Origin of the sequence: Hydrogenophaga sp. ZJX-1 (assembly GCF_048590325.1) — a bacterium.
GTDB lineage: Bacteria > Pseudomonadota > Gammaproteobacteria > Burkholderiales > Burkholderiaceae_C > Hydrogenophaga.
The window spans coordinates 530,456-553,757 of the sequence record NZ_JBMBRA010000001.1; the positions used below are offsets into that span (position 1 = coordinate 530,456).

At 67.5% G+C, this 23,302-nt stretch carries 28 protein-coding genes; 21 read left to right on the forward strand and 7 right to left on the reverse strand.

Annotated elements, in window-relative coordinates; all coding sequences use genetic code 11:
• Window positions 1–11: 11 nt before the first annotated feature.
• Window positions 12–773: a tRNA (guanosine(46)-N7)-methyltransferase TrmB gene (trmB, locus tag ACN5W5_RS02650; RefSeq protein ID WP_420047044.1), complete on the reverse strand. Its 762-nt coding sequence runs from the start codon at window positions 771–773 to the stop codon at window positions 12–14.
• Between the two features lie 122 nt (window positions 774–895).
• On the opposite strand from trmB, the gene ACN5W5_RS02655 reads away from it, so the two are divergent.
• On the forward strand, window positions 896–1,117 hold the full coding sequence (locus ACN5W5_RS02655; protein WP_420047045.1) for a hypothetical protein: 222 nt from the start codon (window positions 896–898) through the stop codon (window positions 1,115–1,117).
• Here the strand turns inward: ACN5W5_RS02655 and gluQRS are convergent.
• The 3 genes from gluQRS to ACN5W5_RS02670 form a co-directional block, all read right to left on the reverse strand.
• Window positions 1,095–2,015: a tRNA glutamyl-Q(34) synthetase GluQRS gene (gene gluQRS, locus ACN5W5_RS02660; protein ID WP_420047046.1), complete on the reverse strand. Its 921-nt coding sequence runs from the start codon at window positions 2,013–2,015 to the stop codon at window positions 1,095–1,097. The two genes, ACN5W5_RS02655 and gluQRS, sit on opposite strands and share 23 nt — an antisense overlap.
• A gap of 101 nt (window positions 2,016–2,116) precedes the next feature.
• Entirely contained in the window at window positions 2,117–3,181 is a 1,065-nt protein-coding gene (locus ACN5W5_RS02665; protein ID WP_420047047.1) for an NAD(P)/FAD-dependent oxidoreductase, read from the reverse strand.
• Between the two features lie 154 nt (window positions 3,182–3,335).
• Window positions 3,336–4,283 (reverse strand): LysR family transcriptional regulator, encoded by a 948-nt coding sequence (locus ACN5W5_RS02670; RefSeq protein ID WP_420047048.1) that lies wholly within the window; start codon window positions 4,281–4,283, stop codon window positions 3,336–3,338.
• Between the two features lie 154 nt (window positions 4,284–4,437).
• Between ACN5W5_RS02670 and ACN5W5_RS02675 the strand changes: the two genes are divergently transcribed.
• Genes ACN5W5_RS02675 through ACN5W5_RS02690 form a run of 4 tightly spaced genes read left to right on the forward strand, consistent with a single transcriptional unit; the run spans window position 4,438 to window position 6,947 of the window.
• On the forward strand, window positions 4,438–5,139 hold the full coding sequence (locus ACN5W5_RS02675; protein WP_420047049.1) for a pirin family protein: 702 nt from the start codon (window positions 4,438–4,440) through the stop codon (window positions 5,137–5,139).
• 52 nt (window positions 5,140–5,191) lie between these two features.
• On the forward strand, window positions 5,192–5,599 hold the full coding sequence (locus ACN5W5_RS02680; protein ID WP_420047050.1) for a DoxX family protein: 408 nt from the start codon (window positions 5,192–5,194) through the stop codon (window positions 5,597–5,599).
• 58 nt (window positions 5,600–5,657) lie between these two features.
• Window positions 5,658–6,212, forward strand: a complete 555-nt coding sequence (locus tag ACN5W5_RS02685) for a flavodoxin family protein (RefSeq protein WP_210822836.1) — start codon at window positions 5,658–5,660, stop codon at window positions 6,210–6,212.
• 39 nt (window positions 6,213–6,251) lie between these two features.
• Window positions 6,252–6,947 (forward strand): DUF599 domain-containing protein, encoded by a 696-nt coding sequence (locus ACN5W5_RS02690; protein ID WP_420047051.1) that lies wholly within the window; start codon window positions 6,252–6,254, stop codon window positions 6,945–6,947.
• A gap of 22 nt (window positions 6,948–6,969) precedes the next feature.
• Here the strand turns inward: ACN5W5_RS02690 and ACN5W5_RS02695 are convergent, their stop codons facing one another.
• Entirely contained in the window at window positions 6,970–7,668 is a 699-nt protein-coding gene (locus tag ACN5W5_RS02695) for a phosphatase PAP2 family protein (RefSeq protein ID WP_420047052.1), read from the reverse strand.
• Between the two features lie 231 nt (window positions 7,669–7,899).
• Here ACN5W5_RS02695 and ACN5W5_RS02700 point away from each other — a divergent pair, with 231 nt between their 5' ends.
• The 16 genes from ACN5W5_RS02700 to ACN5W5_RS02775 all read left to right on the forward strand — a co-directional run bounded on the left by ACN5W5_RS02700 (window position 7,900) and on the right by ACN5W5_RS02775 (window position 21,327).
• A complete protein-coding gene (locus tag ACN5W5_RS02700) occupies window positions 7,900–8,145 on the forward strand; it encodes an acyl carrier protein (RefSeq protein ID WP_420047053.1) in 246 nt (81 codons plus the stop codon).
• Window positions 8,142–9,407, forward strand: coding sequence for a beta-ketoacyl-[acyl-carrier-protein] synthase family protein (locus ACN5W5_RS02705; RefSeq protein ID WP_420047054.1), 1,266 nt, complete (start codon window positions 8,142–8,144; stop codon window positions 9,405–9,407). The genes ACN5W5_RS02700 and ACN5W5_RS02705 overlap by 4 nt, the downstream gene beginning before the upstream one ends.
• Window positions 9,408–9,422: 15 nt before the next feature.
• Entirely contained in the window at window positions 9,423–9,707 is a 285-nt protein-coding gene (locus ACN5W5_RS02710) for a phosphopantetheine-binding protein (RefSeq protein ID WP_290967647.1), read from the forward strand.
• A 52-nt stretch (window positions 9,708–9,759) separates the two neighbouring features.
• Window positions 9,760–11,109, forward strand: a complete 1,350-nt coding sequence (locus ACN5W5_RS02715) for an AMP-binding protein (protein WP_420047055.1) — start codon at window positions 9,760–9,762, stop codon at window positions 11,107–11,109.
• The gene (locus ACN5W5_RS02720; RefSeq protein WP_420047056.1) at window positions 11,096–11,401 is read left to right on the forward strand and encodes a 3-hydroxyacyl-ACP dehydratase FabZ family protein; all 306 of its coding nucleotides are present in this window, start codon (window positions 11,096–11,098) and stop codon (window positions 11,399–11,401) included. Before ACN5W5_RS02715 ends, ACN5W5_RS02720 begins: the two co-directional genes overlap by 14 nt.
• Window positions 11,398–12,315: an acyl-CoA synthetase gene (locus ACN5W5_RS02725; RefSeq protein WP_420047057.1), complete on the forward strand. Its 918-nt coding sequence runs from the start codon at window positions 11,398–11,400 to the stop codon at window positions 12,313–12,315. The genes ACN5W5_RS02720 and ACN5W5_RS02725 overlap by 4 nt, the downstream gene beginning before the upstream one ends.
• Window positions 12,316–12,455: 140 nt before the next feature.
• Window positions 12,456–12,983, forward strand: coding sequence for an outer membrane lipoprotein carrier protein LolA (locus ACN5W5_RS02730; protein WP_420047058.1), 528 nt, complete (start codon window positions 12,456–12,458; stop codon window positions 12,981–12,983).
• A 58-nt stretch (window positions 12,984–13,041) separates the two neighbouring features.
• Window positions 13,042–15,390 (forward strand): MMPL family transporter, encoded by a 2,349-nt coding sequence (locus tag ACN5W5_RS02735; protein ID WP_420047059.1) that lies wholly within the window; start codon window positions 13,042–13,044, stop codon window positions 15,388–15,390.
• Window positions 15,387–16,028, forward strand: coding sequence for a hypothetical protein (locus ACN5W5_RS02740; protein WP_420047060.1), 642 nt, complete (start codon window positions 15,387–15,389; stop codon window positions 16,026–16,028). The genes ACN5W5_RS02735 and ACN5W5_RS02740 overlap by 4 nt, the downstream gene beginning before the upstream one ends.
• A complete protein-coding gene (locus tag ACN5W5_RS02745) occupies window positions 16,025–16,825 on the forward strand; it encodes a polysaccharide deacetylase family protein (protein ID WP_420047061.1) in 801 nt (266 codons plus the stop codon). Before ACN5W5_RS02740 ends, ACN5W5_RS02745 begins: the two co-directional genes overlap by 4 nt.
• Complete coding sequence (locus tag ACN5W5_RS02750) at window positions 16,822–17,598, forward strand: SAM-dependent methyltransferase (protein WP_420047062.1); 777 nt, start codon at window positions 16,822–16,824, stop codon at window positions 17,596–17,598. Before ACN5W5_RS02745 ends, ACN5W5_RS02750 begins: the two co-directional genes overlap by 4 nt.
• A gap of 47 nt (window positions 17,599–17,645) precedes the next feature.
• Window positions 17,646–18,836, forward strand: a complete 1,191-nt coding sequence (locus ACN5W5_RS02755; RefSeq protein WP_420047063.1) for a beta-ketoacyl-[acyl-carrier-protein] synthase family protein — start codon at window positions 17,646–17,648, stop codon at window positions 18,834–18,836.
• The gene (locus ACN5W5_RS02760; protein WP_420047064.1) at window positions 18,833–19,636 is read left to right on the forward strand and encodes a beta-ketoacyl synthase chain length factor; all 804 of its coding nucleotides are present in this window, start codon (window positions 18,833–18,835) and stop codon (window positions 19,634–19,636) included. The genes ACN5W5_RS02755 and ACN5W5_RS02760 overlap by 4 nt, the downstream gene beginning before the upstream one ends.
• Before the next feature lie 41 nt (window positions 19,637–19,677).
• Complete coding sequence (locus ACN5W5_RS02765; RefSeq protein WP_420047428.1) at window positions 19,678–20,064, forward strand: 3-hydroxylacyl-ACP dehydratase; 387 nt, start codon at window positions 19,678–19,680, stop codon at window positions 20,062–20,064.
• Window positions 20,061–20,798 carry a 3-oxoacyl-ACP reductase FabG gene (gene fabG, locus ACN5W5_RS02770; protein WP_420047065.1) on the forward strand — a complete coding sequence of 246 codons (738 nt, stop codon included), beginning with the start codon at window positions 20,061–20,063 and terminating at the stop codon, window positions 20,796–20,798. The genes ACN5W5_RS02765 and fabG overlap by 4 nt, the downstream gene beginning before the upstream one ends.
• A 40-nt stretch (window positions 20,799–20,838) precedes the next feature.
• On the forward strand, window positions 20,839–21,327 hold the full coding sequence (locus tag ACN5W5_RS02775; RefSeq protein ID WP_420047066.1) for a hypothetical protein: 489 nt from the start codon (window positions 20,839–20,841) through the stop codon (window positions 21,325–21,327).
• An 11-nt stretch (window positions 21,328–21,338) separates the two neighbouring features.
• Here the strand turns inward: ACN5W5_RS02775 and ACN5W5_RS02780 are convergent, their stop codons facing one another.
• Together ACN5W5_RS02780 and ACN5W5_RS02785 are read right to left on the reverse strand one after the other, a co-directional pair.
• On the reverse strand, window positions 21,339–22,547 hold the full coding sequence (locus tag ACN5W5_RS02780) for a cation:proton antiporter (protein ID WP_420047067.1): 1,209 nt from the start codon (window positions 22,545–22,547) through the stop codon (window positions 21,339–21,341).
• Window positions 22,544–23,302, reverse strand: a complete 759-nt coding sequence (locus tag ACN5W5_RS02785) for a class I SAM-dependent methyltransferase (RefSeq protein WP_420047068.1) — start codon at window positions 23,300–23,302, stop codon at window positions 22,544–22,546. The genes ACN5W5_RS02780 and ACN5W5_RS02785 overlap by 4 nt, the downstream gene beginning before the upstream one ends.

Here is a 23,302-nt window from a genome sequence, read left to right on the forward strand (position 1 = left end):
CGGCGCGCCGTTCAGGCGCGCACGAACACCAGGTCCCACACACCGTGGCCCAGTTTGATGCCGCGGTTCTCGAATTTGGTCAAGGGCCGGTAGTCCGGCTTGGGGACATAGCCGTCGCTGCCGGCAGCGGCCGTGTTCTTCAGCAGCGGCTCGGCGCTCAGGACTTCCAGCATCTGCTGCGCATAAGGTTCCCAGTCGGTCGCCAGGTGCAGGTAACCACCCGGTTTCAGGTGGCGCGCCAGGCGGTTCACGAACGGGGTCTGGATCAGGCGGCGTTTGTGGTGACGCGTCTTGTGCCAGGGATCGGGGAAGAAGATGTGCACGCCGTCCAGGCTGCCCTCGGGCAGCATGTGGTCAAGCACCTCGACCGCGTCGTGGCGGAAGATGCGGATGTTCTGCAGGCCCGCTTCACCCACGAGCTTGAGCAGCGCGCCCACGCCGGGTTCGTGCACTTCGCAGCAGAGGAAGTTGTCGCCAGGGCGCACGGTGGCGATGTGCGCGGTGGCGCCGCCCATGCCGAAGCCGATCTCCATGATCAGCGGCGCCGCGCGGCCGAAGGCGGCCGTGGTGTCCAGCGTCTGGCTGGCGTCGTAGTTGAGCAGAAACTGCGGACCGAATTGTTCGTAGGCGCGGGCCTGGCCCGGGCCGGTGCGCCCGGCGCGCAGCACGTAGCTCTTGATCACGCGCATGAAGGGCGCGCCGTCGGGCCGTGGTGTTCCGGCGGGAGGGGGTGCCTGGTCGGCGGTGGCGTTGTCGGGGATGTCAGGGTTCATGGTGCGACGCGAGAGGGGTGGGAGATTGTAGGAGCCCGGCTCGTTGGCGCGGCGCGTGCCGTGATTTCCCGTCGGGGGCAGAATGGGGGTGACAGACTTCACAACCTTTTCAGAGAATCACCATGAACGCCACCAAACTCATCGCCCTGGTCCTGATCGCTGGCGGCGCGCTGGCCTTGATCTACGGCGGCTTCAGCTACACCCAGGACAGCACGGCGGTGAAGCTGGGCCCGCTGGAGTTGACCGTGAAGGAAAGGAAGACCGTCAACGTGCCGCTGTGGGCGGGCATCGGTGCCATCGCGGTGGGGGGCCTGCTGCTGGTCATGGGCGGGCGCAAAGGCTGAGAGGCTGAGCGTCCCTCCACTGCGCGACCCAGGCGGCGAGGACTTCCGGCACCGTGCCCGGAACCGCGGGCAGACCCAGCGTTGCTGCCGCCCGTTGCAGCGCCAGCACCGGTTCGCCCAGGTCCAGTGCCTGCGCCCCGTTCTGTTTGCTGAGCTTTTCACCGTTGGCGCCCAGCACCAGCGGGGTGTGCAGGTAAGCCGGCAGGGGCAGGCCCAGCGTCCGCTGCAGCGCGATCTGGCGCGGTGTGTTGTCGGCCAGGTCTTCACCGCGCACCACGTGCGTGATGCCCTGCGCGGCGTCGTCCACGACCACGGCGAGCTGGTAGGCCCAGAGGCCGTCGGCGCGTCGCAGGATGAAGTCGCCAACCTCGGCGCTGAGGTTCTGGGATTGCGGGCCCAGGCGGCGGTCGGTCCACGTCATGACAGCCGGCTCGCCCGGCACCGCAAAGCGCCAGGCGCGCGCGGGCTTGCCATGCAATCCGCCGTTTTCGGGACGGCAGGTGCCGGGGTAGATGGCGGCGTGGTGGCGCGCGCGACCCAGTCCTGCCGCATGCAAGGCCGCTTCGATGGCTTTGCGCGAACAGCCGCAGGGGTAGGCACGGTCCTTGGCGACGAGCTGGTCCAGCGCCCGCTGGTAAAGCGCACCCCGTTCCGATTGCCAGACGGCGGGTTCGTCACTGACCAGGCCGCAAGTGGCGAGCTGCTGCAGGATGAGCCGGTCGGTACCGGGCAGGCAACGCGGCGTGTCCACGTCTTCGATTCGCACGATCCAGATGCCGCCGTGGGCGCGGGCGTCAAGCCAGCTGGCCAGCGCCGCCACCAGCGAGCCCGCGTGCAGCGGGCCGGTGGGCGAAGGGGCGAAGCGGCCCCTGTAGGACGAAGCAACCGACAAAGCCATGTACTCGGAGCGCGTGTCTGTGCCAGCACACACCGCGGGACTGGCTTCGCCAGACCGCTGGTGTGGTCCCCCCGGGGGGAAGCCGCGCAGCGGCGCAGCGGTCAAATCATTTCGAGAGCGAGTTCGAGCCCGGAGACAAAGGCGTCTTCCACGCGGTGGCCCAGGCACCAGTCGCCGCACAGGCCGATGCCGAGCGACTTGTCGTACACATAGGGCCGGCCCAGCGGCTGCTGGGTCTGCGCGAAGCGCCAGCGGTGCACCACGGCGTGGGTCGGGGTGGCGCGGATGCCGGTGATTTCGGCGAAGCCTTTGAGCAGCTTGGCCTTGACGCGCTCGGCATCGTCTTCGAGGTGTTTGCTGGACCATTCCGGGCTGGCCTGGATGGTCCAGCGTTCGATCGGTTCGCGACGGGGCTTGCTGTTCTCGCGCGCGAGCCAGCTGATGCGGTGGTGCACGCTGCGCGCGGCGTTCCACTGGGGTCCGATGTGGGGCAGGCCGGGTTGCATGGCCTGGGGGTAGGCGACCATGAGCGTCCAGCAGGGGGCCACCTGCACGGGCGCGAGGGACTGGCGCAGCTCGGGCGAGTGGCCGGAGACCAGCAGCAGGTCGTGGGCCTGGAGGTGCGGAATGGCGAGCACCACGCGGTCGAAGCCACCGAGCACATGCTGGCCGCCATCGACGTCTTCGGTGCGCAGTTGCCATTGCTCGGGATGCAGCACGTCGCGTTCAATGTGGGTGACGCGGGTTTCGGTGAGCGTGCGCGCGGGCAGGTTGCCGAAGAGCTCCGGGTGCGCCAGAGGCTGGACCCAGTGCTCAACCAGGCCGCTCATGCCGGGCGTGGCCACAAAATGCGGCTCGGAGGGGGGAGGGGAGCTGGCCAGCACGTGACCGAACTCATCAAGCACGCGCACTGTGTTCGCACTCCAGGGGCGTACCACGGTCTGGGCCGTGAGCAGGGCCTGGGCGAAGCGCTTGTCGCGCACGGTGAAGTACTGAGCTCCGTGGTCGAAGCCGCCGAATTCGCTGCGGCGGGTGGACATGCGGCCACCGAAGCCGCGGCTTTTTTCAAGCAGGGTGACGCGGTGACCCGCCTGCAGCAGCGTGCGTGCGCAGGCCACGCCGGCCATGCCGGCGCCCACCACCGCAAAGTGCAGGGGTGTGTTCATCTTGGGTTTTCTGGCGCGGCTGGCCGGCAGGCGTTTGGCGGCAGCGGACGGGGCGCGGGTTTTTTTACTGGTGGTCATGTCTCGGTGCGCTGGGTGTTGCGGGAGTTTGAGGTTGACTGTAGCAGCCTGCATGGTGGCGTGAGCCCCGTTTGCATCAAATCTGGTGGTGGTTGTTGAGCAGGGCAGCGCGCGTGGTGGGGTGCTGCAGGCGCTCCAGCCACCAGCGCAGCGCGCGCCCGGTGTCGCCCGCACTGCGCGGCTGGCGCCACGCGTAGGCCAGGCGGATGCTGCGGTTGGGCCGCTGCACGGTCTTCACAATCAGGCGCCCGGCGTTGATGAAAGGCTGCGCCAGCGGCAGCGGCAGGAAGCCCGCGCCCAGTCCGCGCAGCTGGGCTTCGAGCTTGTGCTGCATGGTGGGCACGGTGAGAACGTCCTGCCCGGGCAGCAGGTTGTGGGTGACACCGTTGCCGCGCTGGGTGCTGTCGGCCACGGCCACGGCGCGGTGAACGCGCAGATCTTCGTCGCACAGGCTCTGTGTGGCTGAGGCCAGCGGGTGGTGAGGGGCCACCGCATAGACAAAAGTGACACTGCCCAGCGGCGCGGTCTGGATCTCGGGTTGCGCCATTTCGCTGGGCACGCCGAGCGCCAGGTCGGCCTGGCCGCTCTGCAGCGCTTCGAGCGTGCCCGAGAGCGTTTCGGCGCGCAGCTTCAGCCGTGTGGGCGTGCCTTCGGCGTAAAAGGCCTCGCACAGCTCGAACAGGGTTGCGCGGGCGATGATGGCGTCGGCCGCGATGGTGATCTGGGGTTCCCAGCCAGTGGCCACGCGCTTGACGCGCTGGGCCACCGCGTCAAGCTCGTTCAGCAGGTACTGCCCCGAGCGCAGCAGCTCGGCGCCGGCGGGGGTGAGCTGGGCGCGGCGCGCGCTGCGGTCGAACAGCAGCACGTCGAGCGCGTCCTCGATCTGGCGGATGCGGTAGGTCAGGGCACTGGGCACCATGCCGAGTTCCCGTGCGGCGGCGGCCATGCTGCCGAGCCGCGCCACGGCTTCGAGAAGTCCGAGGTTTTCAGGGGAAAGCGCGGCGCGGGGGCTGGAACTGGCCATGGTGATTGGTGAACTGGTGTATTCAATTGAATTGAATGATGCCATCAAAACCGTGCAAACACACCGGGGGGTGGCGGTTCCACAATTCAACCCATGCCAGCCGCTGCGGTCCCGCAACCGGTCAGCACCACCCCCCTTGAAAGGACGAGACACCATGATGCAGATCCGACGTTCCGACGCCCGCGGCTACGCCGACCACGGCTGGCTCAAGAGCTTTCACTCCTTTTCGTTCGCCGAGTACTTCGACCCCGCCTGGATGGGCTGGGGCAACCTGCGCGTGATCAACGAAGACCGCATCGCTCCGGGCACCGGCTTCGGCACGCACGGTCACCGCGACATGGAAATCATCAGCTATGTGCTGTCGGGCAATCTGGCGCACAAGGACAGCATGGGCAACGTCAAGGGCATCCCGCCCGGTGACGTGCAGCGCATGAGTGCCGGCAGCGGCGTGCGGCACAGCGAGTTCAACCACGCACCCGATCAGACCACGCACTTCCTGCAGATCTGGATCGAGCCGAATGTGAAGGGCATCGATCCCGGCTACGAACAGAAGAGCTTTGCCGAGACCGAAAAGCGCGGCCAGTTGCGCCTGGTGGCTTCGCCCGATGGTGCCGCGGGCTCGGTCAGCATCCACGCCGACGCGGCCTTGTACGCCGGCCTCTTCACCGGGAGCGAAACCGCCGAGCTGGCGCTGGACCCGAAGCGCAAGGCCTATGTGCACCTGGTGCGCGGCGCGCTCGACGTGAACGGCCAGCGCCTGCAGGCAGGCGACGCGGCGCTGATCGCTGATGCCGACCTTCTCTCCCTGGCCCGCGGCGAAGACGCCGAGGTGCTGGTGTTTGACCTTGTGGCCTGACACCCAGGCAATCTTTTTGACCCACCCCCAGCTTCATTCCAAGGACATTTTCATGAACACCCTGCAAAACCCCTTCGCCCTGTTGTCCCGCCTGCTGCTGGCGGCCCTGTTCCTGCCCGCTGGCATCGCCAAGATCACCGGGTTCGCCGGTACGGTCGGCTACATCGCATCGGTGGGCCTGCCCATGCCCACCGTGGCCGCTGCGGTGGCCATCGCGGTGGAGGTGCTGGGGGGGCTGGCCCTGATCGTCGGCTTCGGCACGCGCTGGGCGGCCCTGGCTCTGGCGCTGTTCACGCTGGGCGCCTCGTTCTTCTTCCACAACTACTGGGCCATGCCGGCCGAGCAGCAAATGATGCAGCAGCTGATGTTCATGAAGAACATCGGTGTGACTGGCGGCCTCCTGGCACTCGCGGCTTTCGGTGCCGGTGCCTTCAGCCTGGACGCCCGTCGCTCGGCCTGAGTGATCTTCGAGCCCCTTTTTCCCACCCGCGCTGCGGCGCTATTCTGAAAGATCTCCAATGGCAAACGTTGTTGTGGTTTACCACTCGGGTTACGGTCACACCCAGCGCATGGCGCAATCGGTGGCCAGTGGTGCAGGGGCCGAGCTGATCGCCATCGACGCCGATGGCAATCTGCCCGAAGGCGGCTGGGAAGCGCTGGCCGCGGCCGACGCGATCATCATGGGTTCACCCACCTACATGGGCAGCGTGAGCTGGCAGTTCAAGAAATTCGCCGATGCCTCCAGCAAACCCTGGTTTTCCCAGCAGTGGAAAGACAAGCTCGCGGCCGGTTTCACCAACAGCGCTGGAATGAACGGCGACAAGCTGTCCACGCTGCACTACCTGTTCACGCTGTCCATGCAGCACGGCATGATCTGGGTGAGCCAGGGCCTCATGCCCAGCAACACCAAGGCTGCACAGCGCGACGATGTGAACTACCTGGTGTCGTACAGCGGCGCGATCGCACAAAGTCCCTCGGATGCGAGTGCCAACGAGATGCTGCCCGGTGATCTGGAGACGGCGCGCCTGTTCGGTGAACGTGTCGCCGAGGTGGCGGCAAAATTCAAGGGCTGAGCGGCCGGTAGGCGGCATCGTGCGGCTAACATCCGCCGCATGAAGATATTCAACATCCTCCCTTGGGCAGACTGGCTGGCGCTGGTCTGCTTTTTTGCCTTGTGGGTGGGCTACGCCTGGTTCGCCAGCGTCTGGGGGCGCCGCCGTTCCTCGCTGCTGGTGACCACCAACCGCTACCGGTCCTACTGGATGCGCCAGGCCGCGATGCGCGACCCGCGCATGCTCGATGGACTGATCACCCAGACCTTGTCCAACACCCCGGCCTTTTTCTCGTCCACGTCGATCCTGGTGATCGGTGGTCTGTTCGCCTTGCTGGGCACGACCGACAAGGCGTCCGAGCTGATGAACGAGATTCCTTTCGCGCAGGCCACGTCGCTGATCGTCTTCGAGTTCAAGATCCTGGTGCTGGTGGCGATCTTCGTCTATGCGTTTTTCCGCTTTTCCTGGTGCATGCGTCAGTACACCTTTGTCGCGCTGGTGATCGGTGCGATGCCGCCACCCGAAGATTTTGAATCGGGCAAGTTCGACCGCAACCAGTACGCCGATCGCGCGGCCGCCATGGTGGGCGCCGCCGCGGAAACCTTCAACGACGGTCTGCGTGCCTACTACTTTTCGTTTGCCGCGCTGGCCTGGTTCGTGTCGCCGCTGGCGATGGTGCTGGGCACGCTGACGGTGGTGGCCATCCTCTACAGCCGCGAGTTCCACTCGGATGTCTTGCGCGTGTTGCGCGACTGAAGCGAAACACCCCCTGCGGGTCTCATGAAGCGGCAACAGGCTCTGCGGTGTTCTTCACATGGGCCAGTGAGGCGGCCGCGAAAGCCAGGCCCACGGCGGCACCGGCAAACACGTCGAGGGCCACATGCTGCAGGGTGGCGATGGTCGACCAGACGATGGCTACACATTGCACCGCCGAGATCCACCGCAGCACGGCGGGTGAACGCAGCTGGACCAGAATGCGGTGCATCCAGCACAAGCTGAACACCGCTGAGGCCACATGCAGCGAAGGACAGGCGTTTCCGGCCGCGTCCACACCCTTGACGACCGCCAGACCGGGGTACAGGCTCCAGTCCATGTTGACCAGTGGTGTCTGGGTCGGAAACCACCAGAAGAGCGCCAGGCAGAACAGGCACATGGCTCCCACCCAGACGCCAAACCACACCAAAGCACGCAGATTGCCCATCACCGCTGGCGGAAGGAACACATACAACCAGAGCGACACGTAGATCGGGAACGCAGACGGTACAAATCCGATCCAGTGGTCCAGCCAGATTTCGGGCATGACCACGGCAACGCTGCGTGGGTGTTCGAGGATCCAGAAATAGCTCCAGAAAAACATGGCCATGAAAGCCGTTGTGCCAAACGCCTTGAGCGGCCAGAGGATGACAAACCGCAGCCCGAGCCTGCGCAGCCAGCCCGACGTCCCGGTCGGGTGGGGCGTGGTTTCGGAGGCAGGCATGGCAACAAACGGCACTTGTGCGCGTGCAGCGTCTCGCTGAGGAGGGGTCATGGTGGGGAGCGGAGAGGAACAGCCTGCATTGTGCCGGCTGTACAATCAAATCACTGAAAATTACGCGCTGATCGGCAGTCTGCGCCCGGGTTGAGGCACTTTGCCAACCGACCGGACCTGCCGGGCATTCGTTACCGGGTGTCGGGGTCGAGCAAGACAGCCAGCCATGAAATGTATGCCATGCAATCGACCGAACTGATCCGCCAATTTCTCCATGATCGCCTGGGCGCAGCGCCCGAGGCGGTGGTTCCTGATGCGTTGCTCGCTGATCTGGGTGTTGACTCGCTGATGCTCGCCGAGCTGATGTTCGAGGCGGAAGACCGCCTGGGGATTTCCATCGACTCCAGTGTTGCGATCCCGAAGTCTGTCGGCGAGATGGTGAAACTGATCGATTCCCTGCGCGCAGCCAAAGCTACCGCATCATGATCCGGCGCCGGGTGGCCATCACGGGGCTGGGTTTGGTCAGCCCCTACGGTGGAGGTGTGGACCATTTCTTTGAACACCTGCTCGCGGGTCGTTCGGCGGTCAGCTACCTCCAGACCGATGACAAGCCCAGGCCCTTGTCCATGCCGTTTGTGAGCTGCACCGGGTTTGACCCCGTGGCAGCGCTGGGCAAACCGCTCGCTGCCATGATGGAGCGTTTTGCCCATCTGGGTGTGGCAGCGGCTTTCGATGCCTGGCAAGACGCCGGGCTGGAGCGACTGCCCGCGGATCTGGAACAACGCAACGACTGGGCCTGCATCTGGGGCACGGCGCTGGGCGGCATCATGGCCTTCGAAAAAGGCTACCGCGACATGTGGCAGAACGGGCGCGAGCGCCTGTCGCCGCTGGGTGTGGTGATGGGCATGAACAACGCCGTCAATGCGCACCTGTCCATCCAGCTCGGGCTGGGCGGTGTGAGCATGAGCCACACCGTGGCCTGCGCTTCGTCTTCGGTGGCGATCGGTGAAGCGTTCCGGCGCGTGCGTTCGGGCGAGGCGACGGTGGCGATCACGGGCGGCTCCGACGGCACTCAGACCTATGGCGTGGCGCGCGCCTGGGAAGCCATGCGCCTGATCTCGCCGGGCAACGAGCAGACCTCGCCTTCGGCCTGCAGACCGTTTTCGTCCGATCGCCGCGGCCTGGTGCTGGGCGAGGGCGGCGCGGCGCTGGTGCTCGAAGACTGGGACCACGCCATCGCGCGCGGCGCCCGCATCCAGGGCGAGATCGTGGGTTACGGCGCGAGCTGCGATCGCAGTCACCTGGTGCGCCCCGACGCTCAGGGGCAGGCCCGTGCACTGCAGGCCGCCTTGCGGGATGCTGAACTCAGCCCCGATGACATCGATTACGTCAATGCCCACGGCACCGCAACCCAGGAGGGTGACCCGGTGGAAATCGCAGCCCTGCGGCAGGTTTTTGGCGATCGGGCGCCCTCGCTGCCCGTGAGTGCCACCAAGTCCATGCATGGTCACCTGCTGGGCGCAGCGGGGGCCATCGAGGCGCTGGCCACCGTGCTGGCGCTGCGCGAGCAGGCCATTCCGCCCACGGCGCACCTCGAAGGCCGGCTTGACCCGGCCTGCGAGGGGGTAGACCATGTGGTTGAGGGCCGTCGCCAGATGCCCATGCGTGCTGCCCTGTCCAACTCTTTTGCGTTTGGTGGCAGCAATGCCGTGCTGGTTTTTGCCGCCGTCCCCACGCACACCCATTGACAACCCGGGAATCCCATGTCTGAAAACTTTGCCAGCGTTTCTTTCGAAGACCTTATGAGTGAGGTGGCTGCGCTGATCGTGGAAGCCCTCAACCTGGACGTTCAGCCACAGGACGTGAAGCCGGACGATCCGCTGTACGGCGAGGGGCTGGGCCTCGACTCGATCGACATGCTCGAAATTTCGCTCGTCATTTCCAAGCATTACGGTTTCCAGCTGCGCTCGGACAACGAGAACAACGACAAGATCTACGCCTCCCTGCGTGCGCTGACGACCCATATCGCCAGCCAGCGCACCAAATGAGCCTGGGCGTTTCGCTCGTCGGGAGGTGGTGGCGGTCTCAGACGGGCGGCGCATGAACCGGCTGCCCCTGATCAGTGCTCACGGGCTGGACGACGTGCTCGCCTGGCGCCCTTCGGGCCCGGTGACGGTGCGCGACTTCCTGGCCGATGCCCAGGCGGTGGCCAGTGTGTTGCCTGCAGGCCAGGGGGTGCTCAACCTGTGTGAAGACCGGTACCACTTCGCCGTGCTGTTTGCCGCCTGCGTGCTCGCGGGCAAGACCAGCCTGCAACCGGCCTCGCACTCGGGGGTCACCCTGCAGCGGCTGGCGCAGGACCATCCGGGCGCGTTCGGCGTGGTGGACGGTCCGTTCGATGTGGCCGACCTGCCTTGCATCGGCTTTCCCGATCTGGCCACCTTGCACCGTTCACCCGCGCAAGACATGCCGATGGTGGACGCCGACCGCGTGGTCGCGATCCTGTTCACATCGGGCTCGACGGGCCTGCCCCAGCCGCACGCCAAGACCTGGGGCCGGCTGGTGCAGAACGGGCTGGCCGAGGCGGTCGGGCTCGGTCTGAGGGGCGGGCGCACGGTGCTCGTGGGCACGGTGCCGGCGCAGCACAGCTACGGATTCGAATCCACCTTTTTGCTCGCGCTGCACGGCGGCTGCAGTTTCTGGAGCGGCAAGCCGTTCTACCCGCAGGACGTGGTGGACGCGCTGCAGGCCGTGCCGCGGCCGCGCATGCTGGTGACCACCCCTTTCCACCTGTCGGCCTTGCTGGCGTCCGATCTGGAATGGCCTGCGCTGGACATGTGCCTGTCCGCCACCGCGCCGCTGGGCACCGAGCTTGCCGCGCGCGCCGAGCAGCGCAGCGGGGCACCGGTGCACGAGATTTACGGCTCGACGGAGTCGGGCCAGCTGGCCTGCCGGCGCACCACCGACGGCCCCCTGTGGCATTTGCTGCCGGGCGTCGTGCTGGAGCAGGAGAACGACACCACCTATGCCCGCGAGGGCCATGTGGAAGGCCGGGTGCCGCTGTCGGACATCATCGAACTCCAGGGCGAGGGTCGTTTTCTCCTGCACGGCCGGCATGCCGACCTGATCAACATCGCGGGCAAACGCAGCTCGTTGGCCTACCTGAACCACCAGCTGTGTGCCATTGATGGCGTGCTCGACGGTGCCTTTTTTCTGCCCGACGCCGCAGGCGATGAGGTCGAAGGCATCACACGGCTGACGGCGTTCGTGGTGGCCCCCGGTGTGTCGGTGGACACGCTGCAGCGCGCCTTGCGCCAGCGCATCGACCGTGTCTTCCTGCCGCGCCCACTGGTGCTGGTTGACGCGCTGCCACGCAACAGCACCGGCAAGCTGCCGCGCACGGCGCTGCTGGCGCTTTACCAGGAACGCTTGGGTCATGGTCGTGCTTGAGCGGGTCTGGCACGTGCCGCCCGACCATCCGGCCTTTGCCGGGCATTTTCCGGGGCATCCCATCGTGCCCGGCGTGGTCCTGCTGGATCAGGCCGTGCTGCTGGCGCAAGCGCACCTGGGGCTCGCGGGCGGCGCCTGGCAGGTCGCACAGGCCAAGTTCCTCAGCCCCTGCGGGCCGGATGACGAACTGGTGTTCACGCTGCAGGACGGGGCGCGTGGCGGGCTGTCTTTTGTGGTGCGCTGTGGCGATCGCGATGTCGCCTCGGGCAGCCTGCAGCCGGCAGCGTCATGACGAACAAGCCCCGTCACCCCGACGCACAACCCGAGTGGATGCGGCGCCAGGAGCGCAGCAACCTGGCCATCCTGCGCCTGATGGTCTGGATCTCGCTTTCGTTCGGCCGGCGGGTGGGGCGTCTGGTGCTGCACGGCATCGCCGTCTATTTCGTGCTGTTTGCGCCCGCGGCGCGCCGTGCGAGCCGCGCCTATCTGCACCGCGTTCTGGGTCGCTACGCCGGCTGGCGTGACGGCTATCGCCACGTGTTCAGTTTCGCCAGCACCATCCACGACCGCATCTACCTGCTGAACGACCGCTTCAACGTGTTTGACATCGAGGTCAAGGGCGACCAGGCGTTGCTGGCAGCGATTGAAAAACAGCCCGGTGCGCTGCTCATGGGTGCCCACCTGGGCAGCTTTGAGGTGCTGCGTGCCATGGGGCGTGGGAAGAAGGGTTTGCGCGTGGCCATGCTGATGTATGAGCAGAACGCGCGCAAGCTCAATGCCACGCTCGCGGCCATCAACCCCAAGGCGATGCAAGATATCATCTCCCTGGGGCACTTGGAGTCGATGCTGGAGGTGCGCGACAAGCTCGACGAAGGGTATCTGGTGGGCATGCTGGCCGACCGCTCGCTGAGCGATGACGCCACGGTCCCGGTCGAGTTCCTGGGCCAGGAGGCTGCTTTTCCTCTGGGGCCCTGGCGCATGGCGGCGATGCTCAAGCGGCCGGTGTTCCTCATGGCGGGTCTGTACCTCGGAGGCAACCGCTACCAGCTGCATTTCGAGCAACTGGCCGACTTCTCGAACATCGAACGCGGTGGGCGCGACGCGGCGATCAAGGCGGCGATGCAAGCCTACGCCGACAGCCTCGCCCGTCTGTGCAGGCAGGCGCCCTACAACTGGTTCAACTTCTTCGACTTCTGGAAATCATGAACACCCCCCCTGCGTCGCTTCGCGCCTTCCCCCCTTCTGCGAGGGGGGGCGCAGCCTCTGGCCCGGCGAAGCCGGTTCCCGGGCGGTCCTGGGGGGCGCTTCTGCGTTGTTTTGTTCTGGCTCTCGCCGGGCTGGGTGTCATGACGGCCGCGCACGCGGCCTACGACATCGAACAGTTGATGACCGATCTGGCCAGCCACAAGGGTGGCCGGGCGCGTTTTGTCGAGAAACGCCACATGGCCCTGCTCGACAAGCCGGTCCAGGCCAGTGGCGAGATGGTGTACAGCCCGCCCGACCGGCTGGAGAAACGCACGCTGCTGCCCAAGCCCGAGACCCTGGTGCTGGACAAGGACATGCTCAGCATGGAGCGTGACAAGCGCAAGCTCACCATCAACCTCGCCAGCCGACCCGAAGCGCTGGCGTTTGTGGACAGCATCCGCAGCACGCTCTCGGGCAACCGCCAGTCGCTGGAACAGAACTACAAGCTCAACCTGCAAGGCGAGAGCAGCCAGTGGGTGTTGACGCTGGTTCCGAGCGAGCCCGCCATTGCCGCCTTGCTCCAGCGCATCACCGTCAGCGGCGGCAAGAACCAGGTCCGCCACATCGAGTACCTGCAGGTCGACGGAGACCGTTCGGAAATCAGCATCGAACCGATCGAAATCCAATGAGCGCCGCACGGCCGCCCGAAGGGGCTCGCACCGCAGTCCGTTGGACGGAGGTTTTCCAATGAGGTCGACCGCGGTCCGGGTGTTTCTGGTCTGGCTGGCGCTGATGCTGGCCGGGGTGGCGGTGGTCTGGAACAGCCGTTTTTCGGCCGACATGTCGTTTTTCCTGCCCTCAAAACCGAGTGCCGAACAGCAGGCGCTCGCCGGGCAGTTGCGGGACGGCACGGTCTCGCGCCTGCTGATGGTTTCGGTGGGTGGCGGAGATGCCGTGCAGCGCGCCGCCGTATCGCGCGAGCTGCGCAAGCGCCTGGCCAGTGATCCGGCCTATGTGTCGGTGCAGAACGGCGAAGCGGGCGGACTGGAAGGTGAGCGCGACGTGCTGCTGCGCCACCGCTACCGCCTCAGCCCCGCGGTGACCCCTGAGCGCTTCACCGAAGAGGGGCTGCAGTCTGCCGTGACCGACACCATCGACCTGCTCTCGTCACCCGCCGGTCTGTTGCTCAAGCCTTATCTGTTGAACGACCCCACGGGGGAGGTGCTGGCCGTGCTGGGCCAGCTCAACCCGGCATCGCAACCGCAAATGCGTGCGGGTGTCTGGGCCTCGCGCAACGGCGAACGCGCCATGCTGCTGCTGCAGACGCGCGCCCTGGGCTCGGACACCGACGGACAGGCGGACGCGATCAACGGTGTGCGCGCGGCCTTCGCGCAGGCTGTGCAGGCCACGGGTCATGCCGGTCTGGCGTTGCAGATGTCGGGCCCCGGGCAGTTTGCCGTGCAGTCGCGGGAGACCATCAAGAAGGAGACCTCGCAGCTCTTCCTCATCAGCATGCTGGGCATCGCTGGTGTGCTGCTCTGGGTCTACCGCTCGCCGCGCCTGCTGGCGCTGGGTCTGTTGCCCATGTTCAGTGGCGCACTGGCCGGCGTGGTGGTGGTGAGCCTGGTGCATGGCACGGTGTTCGGCATCACCATCGGTTTTGGCACGGCCCTGATCGGCGAAGCGGTGGACTACGCGATTTACTTTTTTGTGCAATCCGGTCGCATGGGCCTGGCCGCCTGGCGCCAGCAGTTCTGGCCCACGGTGAGGCTGGGCGTGCTGACCTCGGCGCTGGGCTTCGGTGCTTTGTTGTTCTCGGGATTCCCCGGTCTGTCCCAGCTGGGGCTGTACGCGCTGACCGGCGTGGTGACGGCGGCGCTGGTGACCCGCTTTGTGTTGCCCGTGCTGGCCGGAACCGCGTTCGAGGTGCCGGCGCCCGGGGCCTGGGTGCACCGGGTCCATGCCCTGCTGGGGCAGGCCTGGCGGCTGCGTGCGGTGGTGGGCTTGCTGGCGGTGGTGTCGATGGGCTACCTCTGGCAGCAGCGCGACAACCTCTGGCACGCCGATCTCTCGGCGCTGTCGACCGTGAGCCAGGCCGAAGCCGAGAATGACGCGCGCATGCGCGACGACCTGGCCGCACCCGATGCCCGCTACCTGGTCAGCATCCACGCCAGCAGTCCGGAGCTTGCGCTGCAGTCGGCCGAGCGGGCCGGCCAGCAGCTGGACCGGCTGGTGGAGGAGGGCGTGATCGGCGGTTACGACAGCCCGGCCCGCTTCCTGCCCAGCGCCCGGTTGCAGCAGCAACGCCTGGCCAGCCTGCCCGAGGCTTCGGTGCTGCAGGCGCGGCTGCAGGCGGCGCTGGTCGATTCGCCTCTGTCCGCGTCCCGGCTCGGTCCGTTTTTGGCCGACGTGCAGGCGGCACGCACCGCCGGGGTGATGCAGCGCGCCGACCTGGACGGCAGCGCGCTGGCGCTGGCGGTGGATTCGATGCTGATGCCCGGCGAGGACGGTGGCTGGAACGTGATGATGCCGCTGCGTCCGGCGCCCGGTGCGCCCGACGCCAGCCTGCCTGTGGAGCGCCTGCGCGCGGCGCTGGCGGGCAGTGGAGCGGTGTTTGTCGACCTCAAGACCGAATTCGAATCGCTGTACGGCGGTTATGTGGGTGAGGCGGTTCGGCTGTCCCTGCTGGGCTTTCTGGCCATTGTGGTGCTGCTCGCAGTGACCTTGCGCTCACCCGGACGTCTGCTGCGCGTGCTGTTGACCCTGGTGATCACAGTGATGGTGGTGATCACGGCGCTGCACCTGTCGGGCCAGCGCCTGCATCTGCTGCATCTGGTGGGCATGTTGCTGACCGTGGCCGTGGGCTCCAATTACGCGCTGTTTTTTGACCGCTCGGCCGGCGGTGAACCGCTGGATGCGGCCACGCTGATGTCCCTGTCGGTCGCGACCGTGACCACCGCGATCGGCTTTGGTGCCCTGGCGACGTCGAACGTGCCGGTGCTCAACGCCATCGGCATCACCGTGGGGCCGGGCGCGCTGATGTCGCTGCTGCTGGCGGCGGTGCTGGTGTATCCGAAGGCGACAGCGGATCGATGAGTCCGACCGAAAGCCAGCTCTGCGGGGCCGACAGCGTGCTGTTCATGCTGCCGGGGGCCCTCATGACGCCGCAGCACATGGTGAAGGCGGGCCTGTTTGCCGAGGTGCAGCGGCAGGGGCTGGCGCTGGACCTGATCGCCCCCGACCTGCACGCGGAAGGCGCCGACAACCAGCTGGCGCTGCAATGTCTGGAACAGGACTGGCTGGCGCCGGCGCGTGCGCGGTACCGGCGGGTCTGGCTGGGGGGCATTTCGCGCGGCGGTCAGCTGGCGTTGTCCAGCCTGGCCGGGCGCACGGGCGAGATGCACGGCCTGTGCCTGCTCGCCCCCTACGCAGGCGGTCGGCTGACCACCAACGCCATCGATCGCGCTGGCGGGCTCGACGCCTGGCAGGCAGGCCCCGATCAGCAGACCGACCCCGACGTGCGCCTCTGGCAGTGGCTCAAGCGGCCGCTGCCTCAGGTGCCGGTGTTCATGGGATACGGGGAGCAGGACCGTTTTGCCGATGGCATGCGCTTGCTGGCCCGGCACCTGCCCGAAGCGACCCACATCACCTTGCCGGGTGAACACGACTGGGCGGTCTGGTTGCCGTTGTGGCAGCGGTTTCTCTCACTGGGGCATTTCCCGGCGTTGCCATGAGCCGGCCCTGGACCATCCCCCCCGCGATCAAGGCGTCCGCGCTGCTGCACGCGGGGGCTGCGCTGGGCACGGTGGCCGTGCCAGCCGTCTGGCCCTGGGCACTGGGGGCTGTGGCCCTCAACCACGCTGTGATCACGGTGGCCGGTCTGTTGCCCCGCTCCAGCCTGCTCGGTCCCAATCTGACGCGCCTGCCGGCGGCCGCACTGGCGCGGCGCGAACTGGCCCTGACCATCGACGACGGACCCGACCCCGAGGTCACGCCGCGTGTGCTCGATCTGCTGGACGCGGCCGGCGCCCGGGCCAGTTTTTTCTGCATCGGCTGGCGTGCGCGGGCCAACCCGGCACTCTGCCGCGAGATCGTGGCGCGCGGTCACCGGGTCGAGAACCACGGTGACTCCCACTCCAACGCGTTTTCGCTCTTCGGTCCCCGGCGCATGCGTGCCGATGTCGCGGCCGCCCAGGCCAGCCTGAGCGACATCACCGGCCAGGCGCCGCTGTTTTTTCGCCCCACCGCCGGTCTGCGCAACCCCTTCCTGGAGCCGGTGCTGGCCGGGCTCGACCTGCAGCTGGCCGCCTGGACCCGCCGGCCCTACGACACGCGCGACGGTCGCCCACAGCAGGTGCTGCAACGCCTGACGCGGGGGCTGGGGCCGGGCGATATCCTGCTCATGCACGACGGTCACGCTGCGCTCACGCCCGAGGGGCAGCCGGTGATCCTGGCCACCTTGCCGCTGCTGCTCGACCGGCTGAAAGCCGAGTCCTTGCGGGCCGTGACGCTCCAGCAGGCGTTGGCATGAGCGAAGCGCAGGGCCGTTCCCAAGCGAGCTCGCAGGGCGGCGCGGCGCCAGCGCCCCGGGTGTTTCTGAATGCCTTGCGCGCCGACGCGAGCCGCCTCTTCCGGGCGGCTGGCCGGTTCGCTTTTTTCCACGCCTGGGGCAAGCTGGGTGGCGACCCGATCTTCCGGGAACTGTTGCGACGCGGCCTGCTGTCCAGGGGCGGGCGGCTGCTCGACCTCGGTTGCGGGCAGGGTTGCCTGTTCGCCTGGCTGCTGGCGGCGCAGCGCCTGTCGGAGCGAGGGCAGTGGCCGGCCGGCTGGGCGCCCGCGCCCCGTTTCCAGAGCCTGCGCGGAGTTGAACTGATGTCGCGCGATGTCGAACGCGCGGTGGCGGCGTTCGGGGGCCACCACCCGCTGGTGCAGGTGGAGCAGGGCGACATGACCCAGGTGAATGTCGGGCAGGTGGACACCGTCACCATCCTCGATGCGCTGCACTACGTGGACCCCGCCTCGCAAGAGCGCCTGCTGCGACGCGTTCGCGCGGCCCTGCCGCCCGGCGGCCTGTTCCTCACCCGTGTCGGCGACGCCGAAGCGGGCTGGCCCTTTCTGGTGTCGAACTGGGTGGACCGCGCGGTGACCCTGGCGCGCAGCCGCCGTCCGCCGCGCCTCCACTGCCGCAGCCTGGCCGAGTGGCAGGCGTTGTTGACCGCGCTGGGCTTCGACGTTGAAACCGAACCCATGAGCGAAGGCAAGCCCTTTGCCAACGTGATGCTGGTGTGCCGGGTGCCCGTCTGATCGGTGCCTTCCTCTACACTGCGGGTTTAGACGATCCACAGCCTCACGTGATTCCACTGCAACTCTCCGCCTACACATTGACCACTGCCCTTGGCCGAGGGCTGGAGGCCACGCGTGAGGCCTTGCACGCCGAGCGTTCGGCCCTCGCGCCGTGTGCCTTTGAGTCGGTGACGCTTGACACCTGGGTGGGCGAGGTGGAGGGCGTTGACGCGCAGCACCTGCCCGAAGCGCTGGCCCGCTACGGCTGCCGCAACAACCGGCTGACCCTGATGGGCCTGGAGACCGACGGGTTCGCGCAGCGCGTGCGTGAGGCCGTCGCTCGCTACGGCGCCGATCGTGTGGGCGTGTTCCTCGGCACCAGCACCGCCGGCATCCTGCAGACCGAGCTGGCCTACCGGCGGCGCGATCCGGTCAGCGGTGCGTTGCCCGACGATTTTCATTACCGGACCACGCACAACGCGTTCTCGCTCGCCGAGTTCACGCGCGACTACTTCGGTCTGGAGGGCATGGCGATGGCGATCTCCACCGCCTGCTCGTCCAGCGCCAAGGTGTTTGCCGCGGCGGCGCGCCAGCTCGCGCTGGGCCAGATCGACGCTGCCATCGTGGGTGGTGTCGATACCCTCTGCCTGACCACCCTGTACGGTTTTGCTTCCCTGCAACTGACCTCATCCCGGCCCTGCCGGCCCTACGACGCGGCGCGCGACGGCATCTCCATCGGCGAAGGTGCGGCCTTCGCGCTGCTGGAGCGCCCGGACCAGCCTGTGCCGGGCACCGTGTTGCTGCTGGGCGCTGGCGAGTCCAGCGACGCGTACCACATGTCGGCGCCGCACCCGCAGGGCCTTGGCGCGCGCCTGGCGATGGAGGCCGCACTGCGCTCGGCGGGCCTGGGCGCCAGCGACATCGATTACATCAACCTGCACGGCACGGCCACGCCCGCCAACGACTCGGCCGAAGGACAGGCGGTGAGCGCGCTGTTTGGCGACACCGTGCCAGGCAATTCGACCAAGGGCTACATGGGCCACACACTGGGCGCGGCGGGCGCGATCGAAGCGATCATCTGCGCGATGGCACTGACCGATGGCCGCCTGCCCGGCAGCCCCGGCACCGGCGCGCTGGACCCGGCCATACCGATCCGTTACCAGCTCAACGGCGCCGACGCGCCGCTGCGCCATGCGCTCAGCAATTCGTTCGGATTTGGTGGCAGCAATTGCAGTCTTGTGCTGGGGATCGCGGAATGAAAGCTCAACCCTTGCAAGCCTGGATCAACGGCATCGGCCTCATCGCGCCCGGCCTGCCCGACTGGGCCACCGCTGTGGCGGTGCTGCGCGGTGAAGCGGGCTATGTGCCGGCACCGAGCGTCTTGCCCGTGCCCTTGTTGCTGCCCCCGGCCGAGCGCCGCCGCGCCAGCCGCGTCATCCGGCTCAGCCTGGGCATCGGCCTGGAGGCCGTGACCCACGCCGGCGCCGACGCTTCCACGCTGGCCACGGTGTTTGCCGCCTCGGGTGCCGACGGCCACAACTGCCATTCGCTGTGCGAGCAGCTTGCGGGCGAGGATCGCCAGATTTCGCCCACGCGCTTCCACAACTCGGTGCACAACGCCGCCGCCGGCTACTGGGGCATCGCCACGCACAGCATGGCGCCTTGCCAGGTGCTCGGCGCGTTCGACGCCAGCTTCGGCTCCGGCCTGCTGGACGCGCTGGCCCAGGTGGCCCTGGACGGCCAGCCGGTGCTGCTGGTGGCCTACGACAGCGAATACCCCGAACCGCTGCACGCCAAACGCGACACGCCCGACTGTGGCGGCGTGGCCTTGCTGCTCAGCGCCCAGCGCAGCGAGGCTTCGCTGGCGTCGATCACGGTGGCTCCCAGCCGCACACCTGCGGAGGAGATGGGCGACGCCGCCATGGAAGGGCTGCGCCAGCACATCCCGGCTCTGCGCGCCTTGCCCCTGCTGCAGCGCCTGGCGCGCGGCACGGCCGGCCCGGTGGTGCTCGACTACCTCGCGCCCATGCAGCTTCAGGTGGATCTGCAGCCGTGCTGAACCATCACTGGATCGCCGCGCACATTCCCCACCAGGGCAGCATGTGCCTGCTGGAGAACGTGTTGGAGTGGAGCGCGCAGCGCATCGTCTGCGATGCGGTGAGCCACACCGACCCCCGGAACCCGCTGCGTGCCGCGGACCGCCTGGGCGCGGCCACCGGCGTGGAGTACGCCGCGCAGGCGATGGCTGTGCACGGCGCCTTGCTCGCGCAGTCGGCCGCTGCACCGACCCAGGGTTACCTCACCAGCGTGCGCGGCCTCCGCCTGCACGTGGACCGGCTGGACGACCAGGCCGGGCCATTGCGGATCACCGCCGAGCGCCTCTCGGGCGATGCGCGGCTCATCCTCTACCAGTTCCAACTCCACCACGGCGAGCGCTGCCTGATCGAAGGCCGGGCCTCGGTGGTGCTCGACGCTCAAACCGTATGACCTCTTCAACGAAAAGCAGGCGCGCCCTCGTGACCGGCGGCAGCGGTGGCATCGGCGCCGCGATCTGCCAGCGCCTGGCCGCCGATGGCCACCACGTCATCGTTCACGCCAACCGGGGCCTGGAGAAGGCGCAGGCCATCGTGGCGCAGATCCAGGCCGATGGCGGCAGCGCCGAGGCCGTGGCCTTCGACATCACCGACCGGCCTGCAACCGCCGCCGCGCTGGAAGCGCTGGTCGAAGCGGGAGCGGTCCAGATCCTGGTGAACAACGCCGGCATCCACGACGACGCGGTGTTCCCCGGCATGAGCGGCGAGCAGTGGGACCGCGTGCTCGACGTGTCGCTCAACGGCTTCTTCAACGTCACCCAGCCGCTGACCATGCCCATGATGCGCACCCGCTGGGGCCGCATCGTCAGTATCTCGTCGGTGGCGGCGGTGGCCGGCAACCGGGGGCAGGTGAACTACTCGGCCGCCAAGGGTGCCTTGCACGCCGCGAGCAAGTCGCTGGCGCTGGAACTGGCCAGCCGCGGCGTGACGGTGAATGCGGTCGCACCCGGGCTCATCGCCACCGGCATGATCGAAGGCACGTTCGATGCCGACATGGTCAAGCGCATGGTGCCGATGCAGCGCGTGGGCCGCCCGGAAGAAGTGGCCGACCTGGTGGCCTTCCTCGCTTCGGAGCGTGCGTCCTACATTTCCGGACAGGTGATTTCCATCAACGGCGCGATGATCTGATCGCGCCGGCCGTTACCGAACGCCAAGGAGCCTCAACCCCATGACACCCCCCCGCAACCGATTCACCCGCAGCGTCCTGATCGCTGGTCTGATCCTGGGTGGCGCCACCGGTCTGGCCCAGGCCCAGGACAGCGAAAACGGTGCGCTGCAGGCTTGCCTGAAAGCCTGGGGCGAACACCCTTTCGGCCCCAATCCCGCCTACAGGACCCTGGCCACGTCGGTCAAGGTGTTCGGCATCGGCCAGGGCACGGCAGACCGCGAGGTCACGCCGGGCCCGAGCCTGATCATGGTGAACCCGGGCGTGAACGTCATGGGTGGCTCGGAAATCGAGCTGCTCAACCCCAACGGCTGGTACTGCCTGCGCGCGGCCATCAACGTCATGGGCGGCATGGACATCAAGCTGCATTGCGGTGCCCGCCTGGCCTCGGCCAGCAGCGGCACCACCGTCATGAGCGGCGAGAACGCCGCCAAGGGCGTGTCCGTCATGGGCTCGATCAAGGTCGAGCGCGTCGGCTGCAGCGGCGCCTGATCCGCGCGGCTTCAGCTGTTTCGAGCGGCGGAACCCGCCAGCGCCTGCGAGCGGCGCATCTGCGGCTCCACCATCGGCACCGTCAGCATGGTGCTGGCCACGGCCATCAGCAGCAGTGCGGTGAAGGCTTCGCTGGTGATCACCTGCTTGTCCAGCAGGATGTTGGCGAAGATGATCATGATCAGGGCCTTGGTCTGCAGCAGCCAGCCGATGATCGACGCATCGCCCGGCGCCCAGCGCAGCACCCGCGCAGCGATGCGCACGCCGATCAGCTTGCCGGCCACTGAGGCCACCAGCAGCAGCGCGGCGGCGGCGAACACCCCGGTGCCGCCCACGGCCCAGTTGGTGCGCAGGCCGGTGGAAAGGAAGAACACCGGCATCATCACCAGCAGCACGTGGTGGCGCAGCAGGTCGAGCTTTTTCTGGTTGAACCAGTGACCGTCCATGATGGCGCCGGCCAGGAACGCGCCGACCATGAAATGCAGACCCGCCCAGTCCGCACCCAGGCCGCACAGGGCCAGCCAGATCGGCGCCACGTACCAGCGGTCTGCCTCGTCCAGCCAGGCCATGAGGCGGCGAAACGCCAGGCCCAACACCACGAAGGCGATCAGGAAGGCGAGCTGTTTGCCGATGCGGCTCCAGTCCATCAGGATCAGCGCCAGCACGCCCCAGATCGCGATGTCGTCCAGGCTGGCGTAGCGCAGGATGCGCTGGCCGAGCGGCTGACGCAGGATGTCGAGCTTCTCCATCAGCAGGATCAGGATCGGCAGGGCGGTGACGGCGCAGGCCATGCCGATGCCCACCACGAACTGCCAGGTCTGTGCTTTCGGGCCCATCCAGCCGTCAAAACCCAGCAGCACGGTGGCCGCGCCGCAGCCCAGCAGCAAGGGTGCGCCCAGCGCCAGGCCGGCGGTGATGCCGCTTTCTCGCCGGTGTTGCCAGGCCTTGCCGAGGTCCAGTTCTACGCCCGCGATCATCACGAACAGCATCACCGACCACCAGGCGATGCCGTTGAGCGAATGCACCACGGTGGGCGTGAAGACGAACTCGTAGTAGGCCGGGAACCAGTGACCGAGCACGCCCGGACCGAGCACGATGCCCATGACGATCTGCACCACCACCAGCGGTGCGAAGTAGTCGGTTTTGAAGACCCGCCAGACCAGCCAGGGGATGCTGAAGATGATCAGCATCGCGATCAGGAAGATCTCGGTGGTGTTCACGGTCGGCGCCCGGTGTACTCGCGGAAAACGCCCAGGGTGACGGAGCAGTCCACGTCGGCAAACCCGGCGCGCCTGAGCGCATCGAGGATGAGTTCGGGCTCCAGCGCCGCTTCGATCGTGTCGCCGTAGTATTCCCACAGGCGCTGGACATCGGCGTGGCGGCGCGTGAGGCGCGCGAGCACCGGAACGATCACGCCGATGTGAAAGTGCAGCAGGCCGCGCAGCAGCCGGTTGCGGGGGCGGCTGATTTCCATGATGCAGACGCGGCCGCCCGGACGCAGCACGCGCAGGTATTCGGCAAACGCCAGGTTCAGGTCGCCCACGTGGCGCAGTGCGTAGCCCATGGACACAAAATCGACCTGGGCATCGGGCAGCGGAATGGCCTCGGCGTAGGCGACGATGGTTTCCACGTCCACCTTCTTGCGCAGCTCGGCCAGCATGCCCGGCGAGGGGTCGAGCGCCCACACGCGGCCCTGAGGTCCGACCAGTTCGGCGCCGGCCACGGTGACCAGGCCGGTGCCCGCGGCCACGTCCAGCAGGGCCATGCCAGGCTTCAGGCCGTTGCGCTGCAACACCTCGCGCCGGTACCACGCGCCACTGCCCAGTCCGGTCAGCGCCTCGGCCTTGTCGTAGCCGGGCGCGGCTTCGTCAAACATGGTCTGCGTCATGCGGCGGCGTTCGTCCTCGCTGCCGAAATAGTGTTTCATGCGCGGGTCGGACTTCAGCGCGCTGGTGCGTTCTTGGGTATTGGTCAT

Excerpts from the sequence above, each read along its gene's own strand:
- fabG (WP_420047065.1), top strand. The coding sequence starts at position 20,061 with ATGACCTCTTCAACGAAAAGCAGGCGCGCCCTCGTGACCGGCGGCAGC.
- ACN5W5_RS02715 (WP_420047055.1), top strand. The coding sequence starts at position 9,760 with ATGAACCGGCTGCCCCTGATCAGTGCTCACGGGCTGGACGACGTGCTC.
- ACN5W5_RS02680 (WP_420047050.1), top strand. The coding sequence starts at position 5,192 with ATGAACACCCTGCAAAACCCCTTCGCCCTGTTGTCCCGCCTGCTGCTG.
- ACN5W5_RS02720 (WP_420047056.1), top strand. The coding sequence starts at position 11,096 with ATGGTCGTGCTTGAGCGGGTCTGGCACGTGCCGCCCGACCATCCGGCC.
- ACN5W5_RS02730 (WP_420047058.1), top strand. The coding sequence starts at position 12,456 with ATGACGGCCGCGCACGCGGCCTACGACATCGAACAGTTGATGACCGAT.
- ACN5W5_RS02745 (WP_420047061.1), top strand. The coding sequence starts at position 16,025 with ATGAGCCGGCCCTGGACCATCCCCCCCGCGATCAAGGCGTCCGCGCTG.
- ACN5W5_RS02740 (WP_420047060.1), top strand. The coding sequence starts at position 15,387 with ATGAGTCCGACCGAAAGCCAGCTCTGCGGGGCCGACAGCGTGCTGTTC.
- ACN5W5_RS02690 (WP_420047051.1), top strand. The coding sequence starts at position 6,252 with ATGAAGATATTCAACATCCTCCCTTGGGCAGACTGGCTGGCGCTGGTC.
- ACN5W5_RS02695 (WP_420047052.1), bottom strand. The coding sequence starts at position 7,668 with ATGCCTGCCTCCGAAACCACGCCCCACCCGACCGGGACGTCGGGCTGG.
- ACN5W5_RS02670 (WP_420047048.1), bottom strand. The coding sequence starts at position 4,283 with ATGGCCAGTTCCAGCCCCCGCGCCGCGCTTTCCCCTGAAAACCTCGGA.
- ACN5W5_RS02775 (WP_420047066.1), top strand. The coding sequence starts at position 20,839 with ATGACACCCCCCCGCAACCGATTCACCCGCAGCGTCCTGATCGCTGGT.
- ACN5W5_RS02700 (WP_420047053.1), top strand. The coding sequence starts at position 7,900 with ATGCAATCGACCGAACTGATCCGCCAATTTCTCCATGATCGCCTGGGC.
- ACN5W5_RS02725 (WP_420047057.1), top strand. The coding sequence starts at position 11,398 with ATGACGAACAAGCCCCGTCACCCCGACGCACAACCCGAGTGGATGCGG.
- ACN5W5_RS02760 (WP_420047064.1), top strand. The coding sequence starts at position 18,833 with ATGAAAGCTCAACCCTTGCAAGCCTGGATCAACGGCATCGGCCTCATC.
- ACN5W5_RS02750 (WP_420047062.1), top strand. The coding sequence starts at position 16,822 with ATGAGCGAAGCGCAGGGCCGTTCCCAAGCGAGCTCGCAGGGCGGCGCG.
- ACN5W5_RS02705 (WP_420047054.1), top strand. The coding sequence starts at position 8,142 with ATGATCCGGCGCCGGGTGGCCATCACGGGGCTGGGTTTGGTCAGCCCC.
- ACN5W5_RS02765 (WP_420047428.1), top strand. The coding sequence starts at position 19,678 with ATGTGCCTGCTGGAGAACGTGTTGGAGTGGAGCGCGCAGCGCATCGTC.
- ACN5W5_RS02675 (WP_420047049.1), top strand. The coding sequence starts at position 4,438 with ATGATGCAGATCCGACGTTCCGACGCCCGCGGCTACGCCGACCACGGC.
- ACN5W5_RS02685 (WP_210822836.1), top strand. The coding sequence starts at position 5,658 with ATGGCAAACGTTGTTGTGGTTTACCACTCGGGTTACGGTCACACCCAG.
- ACN5W5_RS02665 (WP_420047047.1), bottom strand. The coding sequence starts at position 3,181 with ATGAACACACCCCTGCACTTTGCGGTGGTGGGCGCCGGCATGGCCGGC.
- ACN5W5_RS02735 (WP_420047059.1), top strand. The coding sequence starts at position 13,042 with ATGAGGTCGACCGCGGTCCGGGTGTTTCTGGTCTGGCTGGCGCTGATG.
- ACN5W5_RS02655 (WP_420047045.1), top strand. The coding sequence starts at position 896 with ATGAACGCCACCAAACTCATCGCCCTGGTCCTGATCGCTGGCGGCGCG.
- ACN5W5_RS02710 (WP_290967647.1), top strand. The coding sequence starts at position 9,423 with ATGTCTGAAAACTTTGCCAGCGTTTCTTTCGAAGACCTTATGAGTGAG.
- ACN5W5_RS02785 (WP_420047068.1), bottom strand. The coding sequence starts at position 23,302 with ATGACCAATACCCAAGAACGCACCAGCGCGCTGAAGTCCGACCCGCGC.
- trmB (WP_420047044.1), bottom strand. The coding sequence starts at position 773 with ATGAACCCTGACATCCCCGACAACGCCACCGCCGACCAGGCACCCCCT.
- gluQRS (WP_420047046.1), bottom strand. The coding sequence starts at position 2,015 with ATGGCTTTGTCGGTTGCTTCGTCCTACAGGGGCCGCTTCGCCCCTTCG.